Origin of the sequence: Streptococcus sp. oral taxon 071 str. 73H25AP (assembly GCF_000146755.1) — a bacterium.
GTDB lineage: Bacteria > Bacillota > Bacilli > Lactobacillales > Streptococcaceae > Streptococcus > Streptococcus oralis_T.
Window position 1 is genome coordinate 705655 of sequence record NZ_GL397254.1, and the last position, 20657, is coordinate 726311.

General features: G+C 41.4%; 19 protein-coding genes. 10 read left to right on the top strand and 9 right to left on the bottom strand.

Going from position 1 to position 20657, the window contains the following annotated elements:
* The first annotated feature begins 80 nt into the window (after window positions 1–80).
* Together HMPREF9189_RS05735 and HMPREF9189_RS05740 are read left to right on the top strand one after the other, a co-directional pair.
* On the top strand, window positions 81–839 hold the full coding sequence (locus HMPREF9189_RS05735) for an ABC transporter ATP-binding protein (protein ID WP_000173375.1): 759 nt from the start codon (window positions 81–83) through the stop codon (window positions 837–839).
* A gap of 1 nt (window position 840) precedes the next feature.
* Window positions 841–2829, top strand: a complete 1989-nt coding sequence (locus HMPREF9189_RS05740) for an FtsX-like permease family protein (protein ID WP_000489367.1) — start codon at window positions 841–843, stop codon at window positions 2827–2829.
* A 40-nt stretch (window positions 2830–2869) separates the two neighbouring features.
* Here the strand turns inward: HMPREF9189_RS05740 and HMPREF9189_RS05745 are convergent, their stop codons facing one another.
* Window positions 2870–3565 carry a VIT family protein gene (locus tag HMPREF9189_RS05745; RefSeq protein ID WP_000136040.1) on the bottom strand — a complete coding sequence of 232 codons (696 nt, stop codon included), beginning with the start codon at window positions 3563–3565 and terminating at the stop codon, window positions 2870–2872.
* A 205-nt stretch (window positions 3566–3770) separates the two neighbouring features.
* Here HMPREF9189_RS05745 and HMPREF9189_RS05750 point away from each other — a divergent pair, with 205 nt between their 5' ends.
* The 3 genes from HMPREF9189_RS05750 to ftsY are packed head-to-tail and all read left to right on the top strand — an operon-like array spanning window position 3771 to window position 6685.
* Complete coding sequence (locus HMPREF9189_RS05750; RefSeq protein ID WP_025168510.1) at window positions 3771–4562, top strand: Cof-type HAD-IIB family hydrolase; 792 nt, start codon at window positions 3771–3773, stop codon at window positions 4560–4562.
* A complete protein-coding gene (locus HMPREF9189_RS05755; RefSeq protein WP_000763420.1) occupies window positions 4562–5380 on the top strand; it encodes a Cof-type HAD-IIB family hydrolase in 819 nt (272 codons plus the stop codon). Before HMPREF9189_RS05750 ends, HMPREF9189_RS05755 begins: the two co-directional genes overlap by 1 nt.
* Before the next feature lie 3 nt (window positions 5381–5383).
* Complete coding sequence (ftsY, locus tag HMPREF9189_RS05760) at window positions 5384–6685, top strand: signal recognition particle-docking protein FtsY (protein WP_000522294.1); 1302 nt, start codon at window positions 5384–5386, stop codon at window positions 6683–6685.
* A 44-nt stretch (window positions 6686–6729) separates the two neighbouring features.
* Here ftsY and zwf read toward each other — a convergent pair whose 3' ends face one another.
* From zwf to HMPREF9189_RS05775, 3 genes are all read right to left on the bottom strand, one after another.
* The gene (gene zwf / locus HMPREF9189_RS05765; protein WP_000096105.1) at window positions 6730–8217 is read right to left on the bottom strand and encodes a glucose-6-phosphate dehydrogenase; all 1488 of its coding nucleotides are present in this window, start codon (window positions 8215–8217) and stop codon (window positions 6730–6732) included.
* Window positions 8218–8366: 149 nt separating this feature from the next.
* Window positions 8367–9107 (bottom strand): amino acid ABC transporter ATP-binding protein, encoded by a 741-nt coding sequence (locus HMPREF9189_RS05770; protein ID WP_001096332.1) that lies wholly within the window; start codon window positions 9105–9107, stop codon window positions 8367–8369.
* Window positions 9107–11272 (bottom strand): ABC transporter substrate-binding protein/permease, encoded by a 2166-nt coding sequence (locus HMPREF9189_RS05775; RefSeq protein WP_000726966.1) that lies wholly within the window; start codon window positions 11270–11272, stop codon window positions 9107–9109. Before HMPREF9189_RS05775 ends, HMPREF9189_RS05770 begins: the two co-directional genes overlap by 1 nt.
* Before the next feature lie 172 nt (window positions 11273–11444).
* Here HMPREF9189_RS05775 and HMPREF9189_RS05780 point away from each other — a divergent pair, with 172 nt between their 5' ends.
* From HMPREF9189_RS05780 to HMPREF9189_RS05790, 4 genes are all read left to right on the top strand, one after another.
* Complete coding sequence (locus HMPREF9189_RS05780) at window positions 11445–12398, top strand: CPBP family intramembrane glutamic endopeptidase (RefSeq protein ID WP_000792134.1); 954 nt, start codon at window positions 11445–11447, stop codon at window positions 12396–12398.
* Window positions 12399–12474: 76 nt separating this feature from the next.
* Window positions 12475–14463, top strand: a complete 1989-nt coding sequence (gene uvrB / locus HMPREF9189_RS05785) for an excinuclease ABC subunit UvrB (RefSeq protein WP_000610405.1) — start codon at window positions 12475–12477, stop codon at window positions 14461–14463.
* Between the two features lie 347 nt (window positions 14464–14810).
* On the top strand, window positions 14811–15044 hold the full coding sequence (locus HMPREF9189_RS12525; RefSeq protein WP_025168511.1) for a hypothetical protein: 234 nt from the start codon (window positions 14811–14813) through the stop codon (window positions 15042–15044).
* A 165-nt stretch (window positions 15045–15209) separates the two neighbouring features.
* Entirely contained in the window at window positions 15210–15677 is a 468-nt protein-coding gene (locus tag HMPREF9189_RS05790; protein ID WP_000085291.1) for an 8-oxo-dGTP diphosphatase, read from the top strand.
* Here the strand turns inward: HMPREF9189_RS05790 and HMPREF9189_RS05795 are convergent.
* The 5 genes from HMPREF9189_RS05795 to coaB all read right to left on the bottom strand — a co-directional run bounded on the left by HMPREF9189_RS05795 (window position 15674) and on the right by coaB (window position 18706).
* Window positions 15674–16189, bottom strand: coding sequence for a transcription repressor NadR (locus tag HMPREF9189_RS05795; RefSeq protein WP_000205861.1), 516 nt, complete (start codon window positions 16187–16189; stop codon window positions 15674–15676). The genes HMPREF9189_RS05790 and HMPREF9189_RS05795 overlap by 4 nt on opposite strands.
* Window positions 16190–16200: 11 nt before the next feature.
* Window positions 16201–16728, bottom strand: a complete 528-nt coding sequence (locus HMPREF9189_RS05800) for an ECF transporter S component (RefSeq protein ID WP_000354642.1) — start codon at window positions 16726–16728, stop codon at window positions 16201–16203.
* Between the two features lie 178 nt (window positions 16729–16906).
* The gene (locus tag HMPREF9189_RS05805; protein ID WP_001042727.1) at window positions 16907–17470 is read right to left on the bottom strand and encodes an ECF transporter S component; all 564 of its coding nucleotides are present in this window, start codon (window positions 17468–17470) and stop codon (window positions 16907–16909) included.
* Window positions 17454–18005 (bottom strand): phosphopantothenoylcysteine decarboxylase, encoded by a 552-nt coding sequence (gene coaC / locus HMPREF9189_RS05810; protein ID WP_001274056.1) that lies wholly within the window; start codon window positions 18003–18005, stop codon window positions 17454–17456. Before coaC ends, HMPREF9189_RS05805 begins: the two co-directional genes overlap by 17 nt.
* Window positions 18006–18016: 11 nt before the next feature.
* On the bottom strand, window positions 18017–18706 hold the full coding sequence (coaB, locus tag HMPREF9189_RS05815) for a phosphopantothenate--cysteine ligase (protein WP_000699506.1): 690 nt from the start codon (window positions 18704–18706) through the stop codon (window positions 18017–18019).
* A gap of 231 nt (window positions 18707–18937) precedes the next feature.
* Here coaB and HMPREF9189_RS05820 point away from each other — a divergent pair, with 231 nt between their 5' ends.
* The gene (locus tag HMPREF9189_RS05820) at window positions 18938–20608 is read left to right on the top strand and encodes a formate--tetrahydrofolate ligase (protein ID WP_000845251.1); all 1671 of its coding nucleotides are present in this window, start codon (window positions 18938–18940) and stop codon (window positions 20606–20608) included.
* Window positions 20609–20657: the final 49 nt, after the last annotated feature.

A 20657-nucleotide genomic window follows, 5' to 3' on the forward strand; every position in this document is an offset into this window, starting at 1 on the left:
AGACATAGAGCGTGTTCAACTAGGATGCGCTATGATGCAAGCACAGTTTCAATTGATGGGATATTAAGAAGGAGAAAATCGTGACACTTTTAGATGTAAAACACGTTCAAAAAATCTACAAAACACGTTTCCAAGGCAACCAAGTAGAAGCCCTCAAAGATATTCACTTTACCGTAGAGAAGGGTGACTATGTTGCCATCATGGGGGAGTCTGGTTCAGGAAAGTCAACTCTGCTCAACATCCTAGCTATGCTGGATAAACCAACTCGCGGGCAGGTTTACCTAAACGGAACAGACACAGTAACTATTAAAAATTCCCAGGCTTCTAGCTTCCGTCGTGAGAAGTTGGGATTTGTCTTCCAAGACTTTAATCTGCTAGATACCCTGTCTGTTAAGGACAATATCTTACTTCCTCTAGTTTTATCTCGAAAACCCATTACGGAGATGATGAAAAAATTGGTAGTGACTGCTGAAAATTTGGGCATCAACCAATTGCAAGAGAAGTACCCTTACGAGATCTCTGGTGGGCAAAAACAGCGGGTTGCAGTAGCACGCGCCATCATTACCGAGCCTGAAATCCTCCTTGCCGATGAGCCAACAGGAGCGCTTGACTCCAAGTCATCCGCAGCTCTTTTGGATGTTTTTGATGAAATCAATGAGCGTGGCCAAACTATTCTTATGGTAACTCACTCAACCGCAGCAGCCAGCAGGGCCAAGCGCGTTCTCTTTATCAAGGACGGGATCCTCTACAACCAAATCTATCGTGGAGACAAGACAGAGCGTCAGATGTTCCAAGAAATCTCTGATACCTTGACTGTTATGGCAAGTGAGGTGAATTAGTATGTTTCGATTGACCAATAAGTTAGCGGTTTCGAACTTAATTAAAAACCGCAAACTCTACTATCCCTTTGCTTTAGCTGTTCTCTTAGCTGTGACCATCACTTATCTCTTTTACTCATTGACACTTAACCCTAATATTGTCAAGATTCGAGGGGGAGAAACTATCTCTATGACCCTGGCTCTCGGTATGGTGGTTGTTACCATCGCTTCTGGAATTATTGTCCTGTATGCCAATAGTTTTGTCATGAAGAACCGTTCCAAAGAGCTGGGTATATATGGTATGCTGGGTCTTGAAAAGCGCCATTTGATCAGTATGGTTTTTAAGGAGCTTCTTATTTTTGGTTCCTTAACGCTGACAGCTGGTCTTGGCCTAGGAGCTCTCTTTGACAAGCTAATCTTTGCCCTTCTTCTGAAGTTGATGAAAATGAAGGTGGAGCTCGTTTCAACCTTCCAACCAATAGTCTTTATCCTAGTTCTTATCGTTTTTGGCGCTATTTTCCTAGGTTTGATTTTTATCAATGCCTTTCGCATAGCCCGCATGAATGCTCTTCAGCTCTCCCGTGAAAAAGCCAGTGGTGAGAAAAAAGGACGTTTCTTAGGTCTTCAAACCATTCTAGGTCTAATCAGTTTGGGAGCTGGTTATTATCTAGCAGTTACAGTTGAAAATCCACTTTCTGCCGTTCTGATTTTCTTTGTAGCAGTCTTGTTGGTAATTTTGGGAACTTATCTTCTCTTCAATGCAGGGATCACAGTTTTCCTACAAATCTTGAAGAAAAACAAGCGTTACTATTACCAACCTAACAACATGATTTCCGTATCCAATCTCATTTTTCGTATGAAGAAAAATGCTGTTGGTCTAGCGACGATTGCTATTCTCTCAACCATGGTCTTGGTGACTATGTCTGCTGCAACGAGTATCTTTAAAGGCTCTGAAACTTTCAAGAAAGTCATGAATCCACATGATTTTGGAATTACAGGGCAGAATGTTGAAAAAGAAGACATAAATAAACTCCTAGACCAGTATGCTAGCGATAAAGGATTGACTGTCACAAAGAAAGAAGTTCTTGCATATAGTAGCTTTGGTGTAGCAAACCAAGAAGGTACGAAATTGACCATTTTTGAGAAAGGTCAAAATCGTGTTCAACCGAAAACCGTTTTTATGGTCTTTGACCAAAAAGACTATGAAATCATGACTGGTCAAAAACTCTCCCTTTCAGGTAATGAAGTTGGGTTGTTTACCAAGAGTAAAGAACTTCAAGGGCAGAAAGAACTCACTCTAAATGACCAGACCTACACAATCAAGGAAGAAATCAAAAAAGATTTTATTCTTGAGCATGTTCCAAACCAGTACAATATTCTAACTTCGGACTATAATTATCTGGTTGTTCCTGACTTGAAAGCCTTTCTTGATCAGTATCCTAATTCTTCTATCTTTAATCAATACTACGGTGGTATGAATGTAACAGCTAGTGAGGAAGAACAGCTCAAACTCGCTGACGATTTTTCAAAATTCCTTAATAACTTTAATAGAGAATTAAACAAAGAGGGAAGCTATGTATACGGAAGCAATCTGGCTGATAGCAGTGCACAAATCAGTGCCCTTTATGGAGGTGTCTTCTTCATCGGTATCTTCCTTTCTATCATCTTTATGGTGGGAACAGTCCTGGTTATTTACTACAAACAAATTTCTGAAGGCTATGAAGACCGTGAACGCTTTATCATTTTGCAAAAAGTCGGTCTTGATCAAAAGCAAATCAAGCAAACTATCAACAAACAGGTATTGACTGTTTTCTTCCTTCCTTTGCTATTTGCTTTCCTACATCTTGCCTTTGCCTATCACATGCTTAGCCTCATCCTAAAAGTCATTGGGGTGTTAGATGCGACCATGATGTTGACCGTTACACTTTCCATTTGTGCCATCTTCCTCATTGTCTACGTTTTAATCTTTATGATTACCTCAAGAAGCTATCGCAAGATTGTGCAAATGTAAAAAAAGATACCTCGATATTTATCGAGGTATTTCTTTTATCTTAGATACTAAAGAGTTGTCCTAAGAGGAAGGTTACTCCCATGGTGAGAAGTCCGATACAGAGGTTGCGGATCATAGCTGTTTTCGTAGGAGCCTTGCCTAGTTTAGCACTGGTATAGCCAGTAACGAGAAGGGAAAGGGCCACGATAAGAACAGTTGCTGGAATACGATAGTCACTTGGAAAGACGGTGATGGAAAGCATAGGAGGAAGACTTCCCAGTACAAAGGCGATAAAGCTAGAGATAGCAGCATGCCAAGGGTTGGTAAACTCTTCGTACTCGATTCCATACTTTTCTTCGACCAAGGCTTTGAGGGGATTTTTTAAAAAGGCCTTGTTGGTCAAGAGTTGGGCGGACGTTTCACACTCACCATTTTGTAGGTAAGCTGCGTAGAGGGATTGTTTTGCAGATTCGATGTCCTTATCCAAGAGTAATTGTTCTCTGGCAACAGCGGCTTCTTCCGTGTCTTTCTGAGTGGATACAGAGACATATTCGCCACCGGCCATTGAAAAAGCACCAGCGAGGATAGCGGCTAGTCCAGATAAAAAGATTATCCAGATATTGCTTGTCGCACTAGCAACCCCGATTACCACTCCAGCAATGGAAATAATCCCATCATTGGCACCGAGGACTCCCGCTCGTAGGATATTGAGTCGTCCTGCAAAGTTTGCATCAATTTCGTGTTTTATTTCTGTCATAGTCATCTCCTTTCTCTCCATTATAGAGAAAAGAGAAGGGGAATACAAACTTTTTAAACTATCTGAAAAAAGTTCTACGATTCTAATTTTTAGGCCTTTTGAAGTTTCTCCGAAAAAGTAGTGCTATCCTACTGTACTGGACCTTTTTAAACTTATCTATGGTATAATAGAAGGTAGATTTATCAATTGGAGTATGAAGGATTTTATGATTAAACTTGTAGCAACCGATATGGATGGAACCTTTCTAGATGGAGAGGGGCGGTTCGATATGGAACGCCTCAAAAATTTGCTTGTTTCCTACAAGGAAAGGGGAATTTATTTTGCTGTGGCTTCAGGTCGTGGTATTCTGTCCCTGAAAAAGTTGTTTGCGGATGTGCGTGATGAAGTGATTTTTATAGCTGAAAATGGGAGTTATGTTGAGTTTCATGGTGAGGATATGTACGAGGCTACTATGTCTCGGGACTTTTACTTGAGCACTTTTGAAGCTTTAAAGAAATCGCCCTATTTTGATGAAAGAAAAATGCTCTTGACTGGGAAAAAAGCTTGTTATGTATTGGATACAGTGGATGAGATCTATCTCATGTTTAGCCGTCACTACAATGAAAACATTCAAAAAGTAGCGAGTTTGGAAGATATCACGGATGAGATTTTTAAATTTACCACGAACTTTACTGAAGAAACGATAGAGGCTGGAGAGTCCTGGGTCAACGAAAATGTTCCTGGTGTGAAAGCCATGACAACTGGTTTTGAATCCATTGATATTGTCTTGGACTACGTTGATAAGGGTGTGGCTGTTGTTGAGTTATCCAAAAAACTTGGTCTAACCATGGATCAGGTTATGGCGTTTGGAGATAATCTCAATGACCTTCACATGATGCAGGTTGTGGGACACCCAATCGCTCCTGAAAATGCGCGACCAGAGATTTTAGAATTAGCAGAAGCAGTGATTGGCCACCATAAGGACCAGTCAGTGATGGCTTATATGGAGGGCTTATAATGGCAGATATTAAATTGATTGCACTTGATTTGGACGGTACTTTGCTGACAACGGATAAAAAGCTGACAGATCGTACCAAGGCGGTCCTCAAAGCTGCGCGTGACCGTGGCATCAAGGTCGTACTGACAACGGGGCGTCCTCTGAAGGCTATGGATTTCTTTCTCCATGAGCTAGGGACTGACGGTCAGGAGGATGAGTACACCATCACCTTTAATGGTGGTCTGGTACAGAAAAATACAGGAGAGATTCTCGATAAAACGGTTTTTTCAATCGACGATGTGGCACGCTTGTACGAGGAAACTGAAAAACTCGGACTACCGTTAGATGCTATTTCAGAAGGAACAGTCTATCAAATCCAGTCGGATCAAGAAAGTCTCTATGCCAAGTTCAACCCAGCCCTGACTTTTGTGCCTGTCGCTTTTGAAGATTTATCTAGTCAGATGACATATAATAAATGTGTGACTGCCTTTGCCCAAGAACCTTTGGATGCAGCGATTCAACAGATTTCTCCAGAATTGTTTGACCAATATGAAATCTTCAAATCGCGTGAACTCTTATTGGAATGGTCACCGAAAAACGTCCACAAGGCAACAGGTTTAGCGAAATTAATTAAACACTTAGGAATCAATCAAAGTCAAGTCATGGCTTGTGGGGACGAGGCCAATGACCTTTCCATGATTGAGTGGGCTGGTCTGGGAGTTGCCATGCAAAATGCAGTTCCAGCAGTTAAGGCAGTTGCCAATGTGATTACCCCGATGACCAACGACGAGGAAGCCGTTGCCTGGGCTATCGAGGAATACGTGTTAAAGGAGGACTAGAATATGGGATTATTTGACCGTCTATTCGGAAAAAAAGAAGAGCCGAAAATTGAAGATGTTGTAAAAGAAGCTCTGGAAAATCTTGATTTGTCAGAAGAGGTTGAAGAAACCAAAACAGCAGTCGAGGAAACAAGCCAAGAAGAGACAGAAACGGACAAAGTGGAAGAAACTCTTGCTCGAGAAGAACTTCCTCAGGTCACGACAGATGAGGTCATTGAACCAGAATTGGTTGAGGAAACAGACCAAGAGGAGCCTGAGCTAGAAGCTGATGAATTGGAGCGAATCCAAGAGACAGAAGAAGCTCTAGAAGAAGAGAACCAAGAGACAGAAGAAGAGCTAGCGTCTGAAGTTGTAGAAGAAAAACTTCCTCAGGTTGAAGAAACCGTGCAGGAAAAATATGACCGCAGTCTTAAGAAAACCCGTACGGGATTCGGAGCACGCTTGAATGCCTTCTTTGCTAACTTCCGTTCTGTCGATGAAGAATTCTTCGAGGAATTGGAAGAACTGCTCATCATGAGCGATGTCGGTGTGCAGGTTGCTTCAAACTTAACAGAAGAACTACGCTATGAAGCTAAACTCGAAAACGCTAAGAAGCCTGAGGCACTTCGTCGTGTCATTATCGAGAAATTGGTTGAACTCTATGAGAAGGATGGCAACTACGATGAACAAATCCATTTCCAAGATGGTTTGACAGTCATGCTCTTTGTCGGAGTCAATGGTGTTGGGAAAACAACTTCTATCGGGAAATTAGCTCATCGTTACAAACAAGCTGGCAAGAAAGTCATGCTGGTTGCTGCGGATACCTTCCGTGCTGGAGCCGTTGCCCAGTTAGCAGAATGGGGCCGCCGTGTGGATGTTCCTGTTGTGACAGGGCCTGAAAAGGCTGATCCAGCAAGTGTTGTCTTTGATGGGATGGAACGCGCTGTAGCTGAAGGAATTGATATTCTCATGATTGATACAGCAGGCCGTCTGCAAAACAAGGACAACCTCATGGCTGAGTTGGAAAAAATTGGTCGTATTATCAAACGTGTCGTGCCAGAAGCACCCCATGAAACCTTCCTGGCACTCGATGCTTCAACTGGACAGAATGCCCTAGTACAAGCTAAGGAATTTTCTAAGATAACACCATTGACAGGAATTGTTTTGACAAAAATTGACGGTACTGCCCGAGGTGGTGTTGTTCTGGCTATCCGCGAAGAACTTAATATCCCTGTAAAATTGATTGGTTTCGGTGAAAAAATCGATGATATCGGGGAATTTAACTCAGAAAACTTTATGAAGGGTCTCTTAGAAGGCTTGATTTAATACAAAATAAAAATCCTGCAAGATTGACTTGCAGGATATTTTTGCTATTCTAAACGGCCATCTTCACGATAGGCGATATCTGGTTGCCAGGTCCATTTGGCTCCATACTTCTCAAGTAAGTCAAAGCTAGCTTGCGGCCCCATACTTCCGGCTTTATAGTCATGAAGTGGGGCACCATTTTCAGCCCAGAGCTCTTCGATACGATCAATCAATTTCCAAGAAGCACTTACCTCATCCCAGTGGCTAAAGTTGGTAGAGTTGTTGTTCAAAACATCGTAGATTAATTTCTCGTAAGGATCTGGTGAGGCCCCAGTAGCAGTAGCATCTGTACGGTAATCCAGAGAGCTTGGTGCCAGGTTAAATTCCTCACCGACTTGTTTACCATTGAGGCTGAGAGAGAATCCTTCAGTTGGTTGGATATAGATGGTCAAGATATTTGGAGCCAATGGTTCTCCGAAGATAGAGTCCATTTGCTTAAAGACGATATTGACATGAGTGCCTTTTTCCGTCAGGCGTTTCCCTGTACGGAAGAAGAAGGGAACACCACGGAAGCGATCACTGTCTACAAAGAAGGCGCCAGATGCAAAGGTTTCTGTTGTAGATTCTGGGTCGACATTTGGTTCGCTAGGGTAGGAAATGTATTTCTTACCATCAATCTTTCCAGAACGGTATTGACCACGGATAAAGTGTTCTTTCAATTCTTCCTCAGTTGGATGATAGAGGTTTTTAAAGACTTTTATCTTTTCAGCACGAATCTCATCCTTTGTAAAACTTGCAGGCTTGTCCATAGCAAGGAGTGACAAAAGCTGAAGTGTGTGGTTTTGAACCATGTCTCGAAGGGCACCAGATTGATCATAGTAGCCACCGCGTTCTTCAACACCCAAACGTTCCGCAAATGTAATTTGAACATTATCAATGTGTTCACGATTCCAAACATTTTCAAAGATCATGTTGGCAAAACGAACTGCAAAGATACTCTGAATCATCTCTTTACCTAGGTAATGGTCGATACGGTAGATTTGCTCCTCATCAAAGGCCGCAAGGAGATCTTCATTGAGTTTGCTAGCTGTTTCGTAGTCTGTACCAAATGGTTTCTCAACGATCAAGCGCTCAAAACCTTTGCCATCTACAATGTTTTCAGATTTGAGGTGCTTGGCAATGGTTCCAAAGAACTGGGGTGCCATAGACAAGAAGAAGAGCTTGTTGTGTTCAGCTTGGTATTTATCGTTAAGTTCGGCTTGTAATTGACGCAAAGCAATGTAATGTTCCGTATCATTCACATCATGGCTTTGATAGTAGAAGTGGCTAGCAAATTCTTGGGCTTGCTCGGTACTATCTGCCAAATCAAGGATGGACTCAACAACAACAGATTCGAAATATTCTTTACTCCAAGGTCTACGAGCTGTTCCAATAACTGCGAAATGCTCAGAAAGATTGCCTGATTTATAGAGTCTAAAAAGGGAAGGGTAGAGTTTGCGTTTAGCTAAATCTCCACTCGCACCGAAAATTGTAACAATAACCTTTGATGACATCTAGCTACCTAATTTCTAATTTTATTCCTAGTCGGCCTAGGGATGAGATTTCCTCATTTTCATAGTCTTTATTTTATCATAATTTTCAAAAAAATCAAAAAATCCAATACACAATTAAAAAACTGTAAGGATTTCCTTACAGCTTCGTTTTATACGTTTAGAACCTTGTCCAAGAACTCTTTCAGACGAGGGTGTTGCGGGTTATCAAAGATTTGGTCTGGAGTTCCATCTTCAAGGAATTCTCCGTCAGCCGTAAAGATAACACGATTGGCAACCTGACGAGCAAATCCCATCTCGTGAGTTACGATGATCATTGTCATGCCTTGTTCCGCCAATTCCTTCATAACATTTAGTACATCTCCGACCATCTCGGGATCGAGGGCGGAAGTTGGCTCGTCAAAGAGCATGATATCAGGATTCATGGCAAGTCCACGAGCGATGGCTACACGCTGTTTCTGACCACCTGAGAGGCTATCTGGATTGGCATGTGCTTTATCAGCAAGGCCGACTTTCTCTAGTAATTCCATTCCCAATTTCTCTGCTCCGGCCTTGGTCATTAATTTGTGTTCAACTGGAGCAAAGGTAATGTTATCCAAAACGGACATATGAGGGAAGAGGTTGAAGTGCTGGAAAACCATTCCGACGTTTTCACGGACATGGTCGACGTTGGTCGATTTTTCAGTCAAGTCGTAGCCATTAACCATGATATGTCCACTAGTTCCCTCTTCTAGCAGGTTGAGGCTACGAAGGAAGGTTGATTTACCAGAACCTGAAGGACCGATGATACAGACAACATCCCCTTCATAGAACTTAGTAGTAATGCCTTTTAAAACTTCATTTTTTCCATAATACTTATGCAAATCATTTACATCAATTTTAAGTTTTGCCATTAACGAATCCTCTTTTCTAAGCCTTTGGCTAGTCTAGTCAAAAGCGTGATGATGATAAGATAGAAGATAGCAAGGATTGCATACATCTTGAAACTTTGGTAGTTACGGGCAATGATAATCTTACCAGTTTGGAAAAGTTCTACCAGACCGATAGCTGACACGATAGTCGTATCTTTAAGAGCAATAACGAACTGGTTGACGAAGTTTGGAAGCATTAGTTTAGTTGCTTGTGGCAAGATAATCTTTCGCATGGTTTTTCCATAAGAGATACCAAGACTTCGACTGGCTTCCATTTGCCCAACTGGAACAGCTTGAATCCCACCACGAACGATTTCAGCGATATAAGCTGCCGCATTAAGTGAGAGGGCAATAGTACCAGCTACAAAGTCATTGATTGGACTTTGTTGGCCTGTAATCGACTCGATGAAGTTTGGAATACCCCAGAAGATGAAGGCTGCAAGAATCATCAAAGGAATACCACGAATCACATCAACAAAAATCTCAGAGATCAGACGAAGAGATTTGTATGGGCTAACGCTAAACATACCGAAGATAATCCCGATGACAATGGCAATTGCAAATGAGATAAGAGCTAGAGCAAGGGTGATTCCGAGTCCACTAAGAAGTTGTTTATAGTTGTTTTGAAGCAAGCCCCAGATAGTTGTTTCGTCAACCGTACTTGTAGAGTCAGTTGAAGTTTCGCTAGCTAGATACTTGTCAAGAATTTTTTGGAATTCTCCGTTAGCCTTGAGGTTCGCAAGTCCGTTATTGAACATCTGGATCAATTCTGGATTTGTACCTTTTTTAACCGCAAAGGCTGTTTCACCGATTGGAGTTCCAGCGATTGGCGTTTTCAATTTTTTACCTTGGCTGATAGAATATTTGAGAACTGGCTCATCATCCATCACAGCATCAATAGATCCAGTATTCAGACTGTCATACATAGAAGCGCCATCTGCGAAGGTTTTAATCTTATAGCCGTATTTGCTTTGGTTTTCAGTAAGGAAGGTTTGAGAAGCAGTCCCGTTTTTAACACCGACAGTTTTATCCTTGAGGTCTTCATAAGAAGCAATGGTGCTTGATTCTTTCACACCGAGAATGGTATTAGCCGTGTAGTAGGAATCTGAGAAGTCAAATGTTTCCTTACGGGCATCTGTTACAGACATACCAGCAATGATACCATCTGCTTGTCCAGCTTGAACAGCACTGATGGCTGCGTCAAATCCTGGGTTGGTAATCTCAATTTCAAAACCTTGGTCTTTGGCAATGGCCTTGATGAGGTCCATATCAATACCGGTGTATTGATTGCTTGAATTTTGAAAGACGAATGGGGCGAAAGATGAGTCGCTGGCAATAATGTACTTGCTTTTCACGGGAGTAGCTTTTTGTCCAGCAGCAGTAGTTGTCGTTGGGCTTGCCGTAGTTGTAGAAGCGGTCCATTTTTGGATGATTTGCTCCAAGCTACCATCTTTCTTCATTTGTGCTAGGGCTTCATTAAACTCGGTAACCAAGTGTTCATACTTGCTCCCTTTCTTGACACCAAAAGCAAAGCTTCCAACAGCCTCACCATCCATATTGATGCTGAGATCTTGTCCTTGGTTAATCGCATACTCAATAACAGGTTTATCGTCCATGATGGCATTTACAGCGCCAGCACTTAGACTGTTATTCATCAAATCACTTGTATCAAAGGTTTTAATAGAGAAACCGTATTTATCTTTGATACTTTCGAGGAAACGTTGAGCGGCAGTTCCGTTCTTAACTCCAACTGTTTTCCCGCTAAGTTCCTCATATTTGGTGATTTTATTCGCCTTTGTGGTAGCAATGACAACTTTTGTATCATAATAGGTATCAGACATGGTAAAGACATTTTCACGTTCTTTTGTTTTTGTCATACCTGCCATAATAGCATCTGCTTGACCTGACTGCACTGCATTTACAGCTGCATCAAAGCCAGGATAAGACATTTGGATGTTCCATCCTTTGATTTCTGCGACTTTATTGATAATATCAACATCAATCCCTTTATAGGTTTGATCTGAATCTTTAAACTCAAAAGGTGCGTAAGCTGTATCAGACACAATCTTAACAGTATCAGCTTTTGCCATACCTAGTGAGAAAATGGGAAATAAAATGAGCAAACATGCTAGTATTTTTTTCTTCATTTTTAGTCTCCTTTTCCGAATATTTTCCCATTATATCAGAAAATGAATGAAAAGGCAAATTTTTATATTTTTGTGTCAGAAAATATGACATCTATGTTTTCTTTTCCTTCTTGAATTGCTACTATAAAATGATATAATAATAGTATGTAATAGAAGAAATGAGGGCGGGAACATGAAGAATAAAAGAATATTTAAAGACTTCCAATCTTCCCAAATGAGTTTAAATATTTACACAAGTCCTTTGTTAGCCTTTGTTTTTGTCTTTATAGGAGAGTTTGTTGCATATACTTTGTATGGTATTAGCTTGTTAGCTCTCATCGGACTTGCTAGAAATTTTGGAGAGACTGGTCAAAATCTTGCAACTTACTTGCAAACCTTACAGCAGAGCTTGACGGATAAAACAAGTGACTTTCGTTTAATTTTAGCATTGCTGTCCTTTGGTTTTATTCTCAACACTGTGTTCAGATGGACTAAAAAAGTTGAGAAAAGATCTATTAGAACCTTGGGATTTTATAGAGAAAATTTCCTTAGCAGTCTTCTGAAAGGATTTGGCCTAGGTTTGGCACTTTTTCTTCTGACCTTGTTAGGTTTGGTGGTCTTGGGGCAATATCGTTTGGAATCCATTCGCTTGAATCCTTATTCGCTTACTTTTGTCGTCTTTACTATCCCATTTTGGATTTTACAGGGGACAGCAGAAGAAGTGGTGTCCCGTGCTTGGCTTCTTCCACAATTGGCCTCAAGAACCAATCTAAAACTTGCTGTTGTCATATCTAGCATATTCTTTACCCTGCTTCATGTGGGAAATTCTGGTCTAACACCTCTATCTCTAGTGAATCTCTTCTTATTCGGAGTTGCCATGGCTCTTTACCTTCTCAAAACTGATACAGTTTGGGGTGTTGCAGGTATTCATGGAGCTTGGAATTTTGCTCAGGGCAATCTTTTTGGCATTTTAGTTAGCGGTCAACCGTCAGGAACGTCTCTGATGACCTTTTTACCACAAGGCAATCAAGTTTGGCTATCAGGAGGCTCTTTTGGGATTGAAGGTTCTATCATGACAAGTTTAGTCTTGTTACTTCTGATTGTCTATCTCGCTAATCAATTAAAGAAAGAAAATGAAAGGATGTGACTTAGGTCCGTCCTTTTCTTCGTGAAAATGCTATAAGTATGCTAAAATAGGAATAGCACATCGAGAGAGGATTCTTATGATCAATCGAATTACAGATAATAAATTTAAACTAGTATCAAAATATGAACCTTCAGGAGATCAACCACAAGCGATTGAGCGGTTGGTTGACAATATCGAGGGTGGAGAGAAGGCTCAAATTCTGATGGGTGCGACGGGTACAGGGAAGACCTATACCATGAGTCAGGTCATTTCCAAAGTCAATAAACCAACTTTGGTCATTGCCCACAACAAAACCCTAGCTGGTCAGCTCTATGGAGAGTTTAAGGAATTTTTCCCTGAGAATGCTGTTGAGTATTTTGTATCTTACTATGATTATTACCAACCCGAGGCCTATGTGCCTTCTAGCGATACCTACATTGAGAAGGACAGTTCTGTTAATGACGAGATTGACAAGCTCCGTCATTCAGCGACTTCGGCTCTTCTGGAGCGTAACGATGTCATCGTCGTGGCTTCAGTCTCTTGTATCTATGGTTTGGGTTCGCCCAAGGAATATGCTGATAGTGTTGTTAGTCTTCGTCCAGGTCTGGAGATTTCTCGTGATAAACTCTTGAATGACTTGGTCGATATACAGTTTGAACGCAATGATATTGATTTCCAACGGGGAAGATTTCGCGTTCGTGGGGATGTGGTGGAGATTTTCCCAGCTTCCCGTGATGAACACGCTTTTCGAGTAGAGTTTTTCGGGGATGAGATTGACCGTATCCGTGAAGTAGAGGCTTTGACAGGTCAGGTATTGGGAGAAGTGGATCATTTGGCGATTTTCCCTGCCACTCACTTTGTGACCAATGATGATCACATGGAGGTTGCGATTGCCAAGATTCAGGCGGAGCTGGAGGAGCAGTTAGCTGTCTTTGAGAAGGAAGGTAAACTACTAGAAGCCCAGCGTTTGAAACAGCGGACAGAGTATGATATCGAGATGTTGCGTGAGATGGGTTATACAAACGGGGTTGAGAACTACTCTCGTCACATGGATGGACGAAGCGAAGGAGAGCCACCGTACACCCTTCTTGATTTCTTCCCTGATGATTTTTTGATTATGATTGATGAGAGCCACATGACAATGGGGCAGATTAAGGGCATGTATAATGGAGACCGTTCGCGTAAGGAAATGTTGGTCAATTATGGTTTCCGTTTGCCGTCTGCTTTAGATAATCGTCCTCTCCGTCGGGAAGAATTTGAGAGTCACGTTCATCAGATTGTTTATGTTTCAGCGACACCTGGTGACTATGAAAATGAACAGACCGAGACAGTGATCGAGCAAATCATTCGTCCAACAGGGCTTCTAGACCCAGAGGTGGAAGTCCGTCCGACTATGGGGCAAATAGATGATCTCTTAGGCGAAATCAATGCCCGTGTTGAAAAGAATGAACGAACCTTTATCACAACCTTGACCAAGAAGATGGCAGAAGACTTGACCGACTACTTCAAGGAAATGGGCATCAAGGTCAAGTATATGCACTCGGACATCAAGACCTTGGAGCGGACGGAGATTATCCGTGACCTGCGTTTGGGTGTCTTTGATGTCTTGGTCGGAATCAACCTGCTCCGCGAAGGGATTGACGTTCCTGAGGTAAGCTTGGTTGCCATTCTCGATGCTGATAAGGAAGGTTTCCTTCGTAACGAACGTGGCCTCATCCAGACCATTGGTCGTGCTGCCCGTAATAGCGAAGGGCATGTGATTATGTATGCGGACACGATGACTCAGTCTATGCAACGCGCTATCGATGAAACGGCTCGCCGTCGGAAAATCCAGATGGCATATAATGAAGAACATGGTATCGTACCTCAGACAATCAAGAAAGAAATCCGTGACCTGATTGCCGTAACCAAGGCAGTTACCAAGGAAGAGGACAAGGAAATTGACATCAACAGCCTCAACAAGCAAGAGCGCAAAGAACTCGTCAAGAAACTGGAAAAACAAATGCAAGAAGCCGTCGAAGTGCTTGACTTTGAACTGGCAGCTCAGATACGTGATATGATGTTGGAAGTCAAGGCGTTGGGGTAGAGAGGCCCTTAAGTCAAATTTAATTAGCCAAATTGCTATGTCCTTATTTCAGTAGTCTAGATATGAAGAAAACGGTGAAAATGAATAAAAGAAATTCAAATACAAAAAAGAATCTATCAAGGAAAGAAAGTTTTCAGCATTGGCTAGATTCTCATAAAATTATAGGTTTCTTCCTAGTCCTTGGTCTAATCTTAGGAATAGAACTAGGTATTAATTTTAGTTTTAAAAGCTTCCCACTTCCTTCACTATACAGAGATATTAACTATAGTTTTCCATTATATGTAAATCTTTTTTGTCTGGTCTACAGAATATTTGACTATTGGTTTCTAGATTTATCCAGGTTAAGGATGACTCTAACCAGATTTGCTGGATTGTTTATCTATCTTAATAGTATCGGTTTAGTGGTCCATCTGTTTTTCGGAGTTAGTGGGAAAAACAGTAAAGGGATTTTACCATCTCTCTTATCACTAGATTATCGCTACATCTGGTTTCCTATCGCAACTTACATGCTATTCTTTTTCTTAGGATTGGTCATTTTAATTCTTGCTAAACATTTAGAAAAGAAGAAATTGAAGAAATGATTGTAATGCCTCTTTCGTCTATTCTTGCCAATATAGGCCATTATATACAATTATCACTGTTAGAGTATCTTATCATAATACCATGACTTAGTTAATGCTTTTATCGTGAAATCCAAAAAAATACAATGAAGATATATTTTAATAACTTAGAAAGCGAGCAAATCTATGTCCCGTGCCCAAGCAACCATTTTAACCAACATCTGTCTAATCGAAGATCTAGAAAATAAGCGAGTAGTCATGCAATATCGCTCTCCTGAAAACAATCGCTGGTCTGGCTATGCCTTTCCGGGAGGACATGTTGAGAATGGCGAGGCCTTTGCCGAGTCTGTCATTCGTGAGATTTATGAAGAAACAGGTCTAACGATTCAGAATCCCCAACTGGTCGGTATTAAAAATTGGCCCTTAGATACAGGTGGGCGCTACATCGTCGTTTGCTATAAGGCGACAGAGTTTACTGGAAATCTCCAATCCTCAGAGGAAGGAGAGGTATCTTGGGTGCAAAAAGACCAGATTCCAAACTTGGATCTGGCCTATGATATGTTGCCTTTGATAGAAATGATGGAAGCACCTGACAAGTCTGAGTTCTTCTATCGCCACCGTACAGAGGACGGCTGGGAGAAAGAAACCTTCTAGTCTTTTACTAAATAACCAAGTTTATCCAAGGCCTCCTCTATATAGTGGAGGTCTTGTTGTGTCTCGGCTTCAACAAGGTGGTAATGGATGCCGTCTGTCAATTCAGAAAGGGGTCTAAAGTCTGAATTCTCGACTTGTTCCAGAAAGTGCTGGACATCTCGGCGGCAAGTGAGTTTGAGATGGGTTTCAATTTCGCCATAAACGGGATGATCGATTAAGATATTTTGAACGCGTCCGCCATTATCTACAATAGCTAGAAGTTCCTGACCAATTTCTTCCAGTTCATGTTTGACTTTAAAGAGTTTGTGCACGTAGGGGCTAGCATCATTTTCTTTGTAGATATAGCCACGATTAGTGGATAGGATAGGAGCCCCATCTGCTCGGAGAATAGCGATATCCTGTACAATGACTTGGCGCGTAACATGAAAGTGTTCAGCCAAAGTTTGCCCATTGAGAGCTTTTGGTGCCTCTTTTAATAGTTTGAGAAGAGCTTGTTTGCGATCCGTTGTCATAGTTTTTCCTTTTAGCGACGTTTTCGAAGCACTTTAAAGACAGCTAGTGCTAATGTATAGTCTACCATACTATGGATTATTGTACCAAAACCAACTAGAACAAAGAGAACATAAAACATATTTTCAACATTTGTCCCTGAAGTAGCATAGAAGATGATACAAGCTATTACTTCAGCGATAGCATGAACAACACCCAAAACAAAGTTAAAAATCCAAGATGTCTTTGGTTTATCCAAGGTTTCAGGGAATTTCTTTAAGTACAAAGCCCCCAAAGTACCAAAAACTATGTGAGAGAAGGCGCGCAGGACGATAACCATGGGATAGCCTGCCATCAGGAAGCCAAGACTAGAAGCAATAATCACAAAAGCAGCCATCAAAGGCGAAAGAAACATGGCGATAAAGATGGGGATATGACTTCCCAAGGTGTAAGAAGCCGGTGGGATAACGATTTTAAAAGGCATAATGATTGGAATCAAAATCGCTATTGCAGTGAGTAGGGCAGTCATGGTCATAAACTGCGTTTTTTTTCGTATATCCATAAGAACCTCCATTTATCTGTATATACATAAGTATAGTACAATAAATAATCAGTTAAGTCAAGAAGCATTAGCGTTTTTAAGGAATATTTGATTAAATGTGGTAAAGAATACTGGGAACTTAATTCTTACGTTTTAACTACTAAACTCCACCTTCAGGACGAAAGTGGAGTTGTTTTTTTTATTTCTTCAAGGTTTCGAGACGTGGGACAATTGCTACTGTTAGAACGGCAGAGATGACAAGCTCGGCAATTGAGTTTGTAGAAATAACTGTTGCCAGGAGTTTTTGGATATTGCCGTCGAAGACATTTCCAAAAAGGAAGAAGATTCCCCCGAGGACAAAGACGGTGTTGGTAAGGGAACCGAGAGCACCAGCAAAGATGAGACCCGTTCTGTTTTTTAATAATTTATAAACTAAGTAAGGTGTCAGACCGATCAAAACGCGAGGGACAATAGCGATAATCGCAGAATAGATGTTTCCGTTCGGTACGAATGGTGAGAAGAGGTAGCTGGTTGGAAGGATGGTAATTGTGTTTACCGTTAAGCTCAATAGTCCCATAAGAAAACCAAGTGTAACCCCAACCCGAGGACCATAGATGATACTAGCAATAATGACTGGAATATGAACGATAGTTGGTTTGATTGGAAATGGGAAAAGGTTAAATAGGAGAGAAGTTAAAAAGTGGATAACGAGCATAACTGCAAAAAAGATAGCAATTGGAGCAATGTTAGAGCGTTTGTTCATTGAGGGTTTCCTTTATTCTTTCTAAAATAGTATTCAGGTCAGCCAGGGCGCCTTTGCCGTGATCGCCACAGGCCAGTAGAGATTCCTTTGGAGAGATAATCTGATAACCATAGGTCTCTAATGTTTTTAGATTAGCCTGGGTTGCCGGATGGTCATACATTTTTGTATTCATGGCTGGCGCTAAGAGTTTAGGGATGTGACTTGGTAGGGCAAGCGCTGTGCTTGTCACCATGTTATCCGCAAAACCGTGCGCAAGTTTGGCAATGGTATTAGCAGTAGCAGGGACAACGATAAAAAGATCAGTTCTTTTACCTAGTTCGATATGATTGACTTGATCAGGATAGGGTTCCTTCATGACATCAAGGTGAACTGGATTCTGTGAGAGTACCTGTAGTGTCAAAGGCTGGATAAACTCTCTCGCTGCCTCGGTCATTAAGACAGTGACATCATGGCCTTGTTTTTTCAAAGAACTGACCAGGTCAGCTGATTTATAGGAGGCAATGGAACCTGTCACTGCAATGAGAATATTTGCCATGTCTTTCCTTTCTATGAATGATAGGTTTGAATTTTTTCAAGGAGGAGTTCTGCAATTTCCTCTTTGGTTTGAACAGTTTGAAGATGATCATTCTCAACAAAGATTGCGCGATGCTGATTTGCTGAAATTTGAGTGAGGTCATTTGCAATGATTAAGTCTGCTTGGTTCTTGATAAGGCTTTTTCTAGCAATTTCTATGAGATAATCTTCAGAGACATCAACCAACAGTTTGAAACCAATCAGATGAATAGCTGGATTCCATTCCTTGACTAGAGAGATGATTTTGGGTGTTTTTTTCAGGAATAAAACCTGAACCTCGTCAGTTGAAGAAATCTTAGCTTGATGATTCTGCTTGTTTAAGAAGTCTTCTAGATTGGAGCTAGCCTGTACCTCCTCAAGCCCCGTCATATAAACAGGAGTATAGTCGGACACAGCCATAGAGTGGATTAAGACCTGATAATTTGGAACACAATCCTTCATTTCCAGAAGAAGGTCGTTGGTATTGGTAATTTCTCGAATGCTTAGGTTGGGATGAGCTTCTGGCTTAAGAGCCCTGTGAGTTGTTATCAAACAAATTTCATGCCCCGCAGCAAGCAAGGTTTCTGTGATGATTTTTCCCAAGCGACCTGTAGAATGGTTAGTGATAGAGCGGACGCTATCGATTGCTTCACTTGTACCGCCTGACGTAACTAAAATTTTCATAGGACTATTGTACCAAAAAATAAAATAGAATCAAAAGAAAGCGTTTGTTTTTTTATCTAATTTTCCAGCAAGATTATAGTTTTTGGATATAAAAACTTATAAAAAGTAAAAAAGACGACTAAAATCGGCCTTAAAACTTTATGTTTATAAACTTTACTAAGCTTTTTGTATGTGAAAAAACTTTTTTTGTGTTATAATGAGTTATCATATTAGAGGTTAGAGGAGTTTGCTATGAAAACAGATATTGAAATCGCACAGAGCATTGAGTTAAAGCCAATCGTTGATGTTGTTGAGAAACTTGGTATTTCTTACGACGATTTGGAATTGTACGGGAAGTATAAGGCTAAACTCAGCTTTGATAAAATTCGTGCAGTTGAGAGCAATCCAGTTGGAAAATTAATCTTGGTTACTGCCATTAACCCAACACCTGCTGGTGAGGGGAAATCAACTATTACCATTGGTCTTGCGGATGCCTTAAACAAAATTGGTAAGAAAACGATGATTGCCATTCGCGAACCGTCTCTTGGTCCAGTAATGGGGATTAAGGGTGGTGCTGCTGGCGGTGGTTATGCCCAAGTGTTGCCAATGGAGGACATCAACCTCCACTTCACTGGAGACATGCATGCCATTACAACTGCTAACAACGCTCTTTCTGCTTTAATTGACAATCACCTGCACCAAGGAAACGAGCTGGGAATTGACCAACGTCGTATTCTTTGGAAGCGTGTTGTGGACTTGAACGACCGTGCTCTTCGCCATGTGACTGTTGGTCTTGGCGGTCCTCTAAATGGTATTCCACGTGAGGATGGTTTTGATATTACCGTCGCTTCTGAAATCATGGCGATTTTGTGCTTGGCGACGGATATCGAGGACTTGAAACGCCGTTTGGCTAATATCGTTATCGGCTATCGCTACGACCGTTCCCCTGTTTCTGTAGGTGATTTGAAGGTTGAAGGTGCCTTGGCTTTGATCTTGAAAGATGCCATTAAACCGAACTTGGTTCAGACAATTTATGGTACACCTGCCTTTGTACATGGTGGTCCATTTGCCAACATTGCTCATGGATGTAACTCTGTCTTGGCAACAAGCACAGCCCTTCGCTTGGCTGATTATACAGTTACTGAAGCTGGTTTTGGTGCGGACCTTGGAGCTGAGAAATTCCTTGATATCAAGACGCCAAACTTGCCAACATCTCCAGATGCAGTTGTCATCGTCGCAACCCTTCGTGCCCTTAAGATGAATGGTGGCGTAGCTAAAGACGCTCTCACAGAGGAAAATGTGGAGGCAGTTCGTGAAGGTTTTGCTAACTTGAAACGCCACGTTGAAAATATCCGTAAGTTTGGTATTCCTGCAGTTGTTGCGATTAACGAATTTGTTTCTGATACTGAAGCTGAAATCGCAGCCTTGAAGGAACTTTGTGCCTCAATCGATGTTCCAGTTGAGTTGGCTAGTGTCTGGGCTGATGGCGCAGAAGGAGGCGTAGCGCTTGCTGAAACGGTTGTTAAGACTATCTCTGAAAATCCAGCCAACTACACTCGTCTTTATGACAACGACCTTTCTGTTCAAGAAAAGATTGAAAAGATTGTTACAGAGATCTATCGTGGTAGCAAAGTGAACTTTGAGAAGAAAGCTCAAACGCAAATTGCCCAAATCGTTCAGAATGGTTGGGACAAATTGCCAATCTGTATGGCTAAAACGCAATATAGTTTCTCAGACAATCCGAATGCACTCGGAGCTCCAGAAAATTTTGAAATTACCATTCGTGAGTTGGTACCAAAATTGGGTGCAGGCTTTATAGTTGCCTTAACAGGTGATGTCATGACCATGCCAGGACTTCCAAAACGTCCAGCCGCTCTCAATATGGATGTTGAAAGTGACGGAACCGTTCTAGGATTGTTCTAATAGTTTAATTGAATTCAAATGAGTTTGGAAAAGCTATCCGAGCTCATTT

Coding starts and splice junctions, on each gene's coding strand:
- HMPREF9189_RS05740 (WP_000489367.1), top strand. CDS start 841: ATGTTTCGATTGACCAATAAGTTAGCGGTTTCGAACTTAATTAAAAAC.
- HMPREF9189_RS05745 (WP_000136040.1), bottom strand. CDS start 3,565: ATGACAGAAATAAAACACGAAATTGATGCAAACTTTGCAGGACGACTC.
- HMPREF9189_RS05750 (WP_025168510.1), top strand. CDS start 3,771: ATGATTAAACTTGTAGCAACCGATATGGATGGAACCTTTCTAGATGGA.
- HMPREF9189_RS05755 (WP_000763420.1), top strand. CDS start 4,562: ATGGCAGATATTAAATTGATTGCACTTGATTTGGACGGTACTTTGCTG.
- ftsY (WP_000522294.1), top strand. CDS start 5,384: ATGGGATTATTTGACCGTCTATTCGGAAAAAAAGAAGAGCCGAAAATT.
- zwf (WP_000096105.1), bottom strand. CDS start 8,217: ATGTCATCAAAGGTTATTGTTACAATTTTCGGTGCGAGTGGAGATTTA.
- HMPREF9189_RS05770 (WP_001096332.1), bottom strand. CDS start 9,107: ATGGCAAAACTTAAAATTGATGTAAATGATTTGCATAAGTATTATGGA.
- HMPREF9189_RS05775 (WP_000726966.1), bottom strand. CDS start 11,272: ATGAAGAAAAAAATACTAGCATGTTTGCTCATTTTATTTCCCATTTTC.
- HMPREF9189_RS05780 (WP_000792134.1), top strand. CDS start 11,445: ATGAAGAATAAAAGAATATTTAAAGACTTCCAATCTTCCCAAATGAGT.
- uvrB (WP_000610405.1), top strand. CDS start 12,475: ATGATCAATCGAATTACAGATAATAAATTTAAACTAGTATCAAAATAT.
- HMPREF9189_RS12525 (WP_025168511.1), top strand. CDS start 14,811: ATGACTCTAACCAGATTTGCTGGATTGTTTATCTATCTTAATAGTATC.
- HMPREF9189_RS05790 (WP_000085291.1), top strand. CDS start 15,210: ATGTCCCGTGCCCAAGCAACCATTTTAACCAACATCTGTCTAATCGAA.
- HMPREF9189_RS05795 (WP_000205861.1), bottom strand. CDS start 16,189: ATGACAACGGATCGCAAACAAGCTCTTCTCAAACTATTAAAAGAGGCA.
- HMPREF9189_RS05800 (WP_000354642.1), bottom strand. CDS start 16,728: ATGGATATACGAAAAAAAACGCAGTTTATGACCATGACTGCCCTACTC.
- HMPREF9189_RS05805 (WP_001042727.1), bottom strand. CDS start 17,470: ATGAACAAACGCTCTAACATTGCTCCAATTGCTATCTTTTTTGCAGTT.
- coaC (WP_001274056.1), bottom strand. CDS start 18,005: ATGGCAAATATTCTCATTGCAGTGACAGGTTCCATTGCCTCCTATAAA.
- coaB (WP_000699506.1), bottom strand. CDS start 18,706: ATGAAAATTTTAGTTACGTCAGGCGGTACAAGTGAAGCAATCGATAGC.
- HMPREF9189_RS05820 (WP_000845251.1), top strand. CDS start 18,938: ATGAAAACAGATATTGAAATCGCACAGAGCATTGAGTTAAAGCCAATC.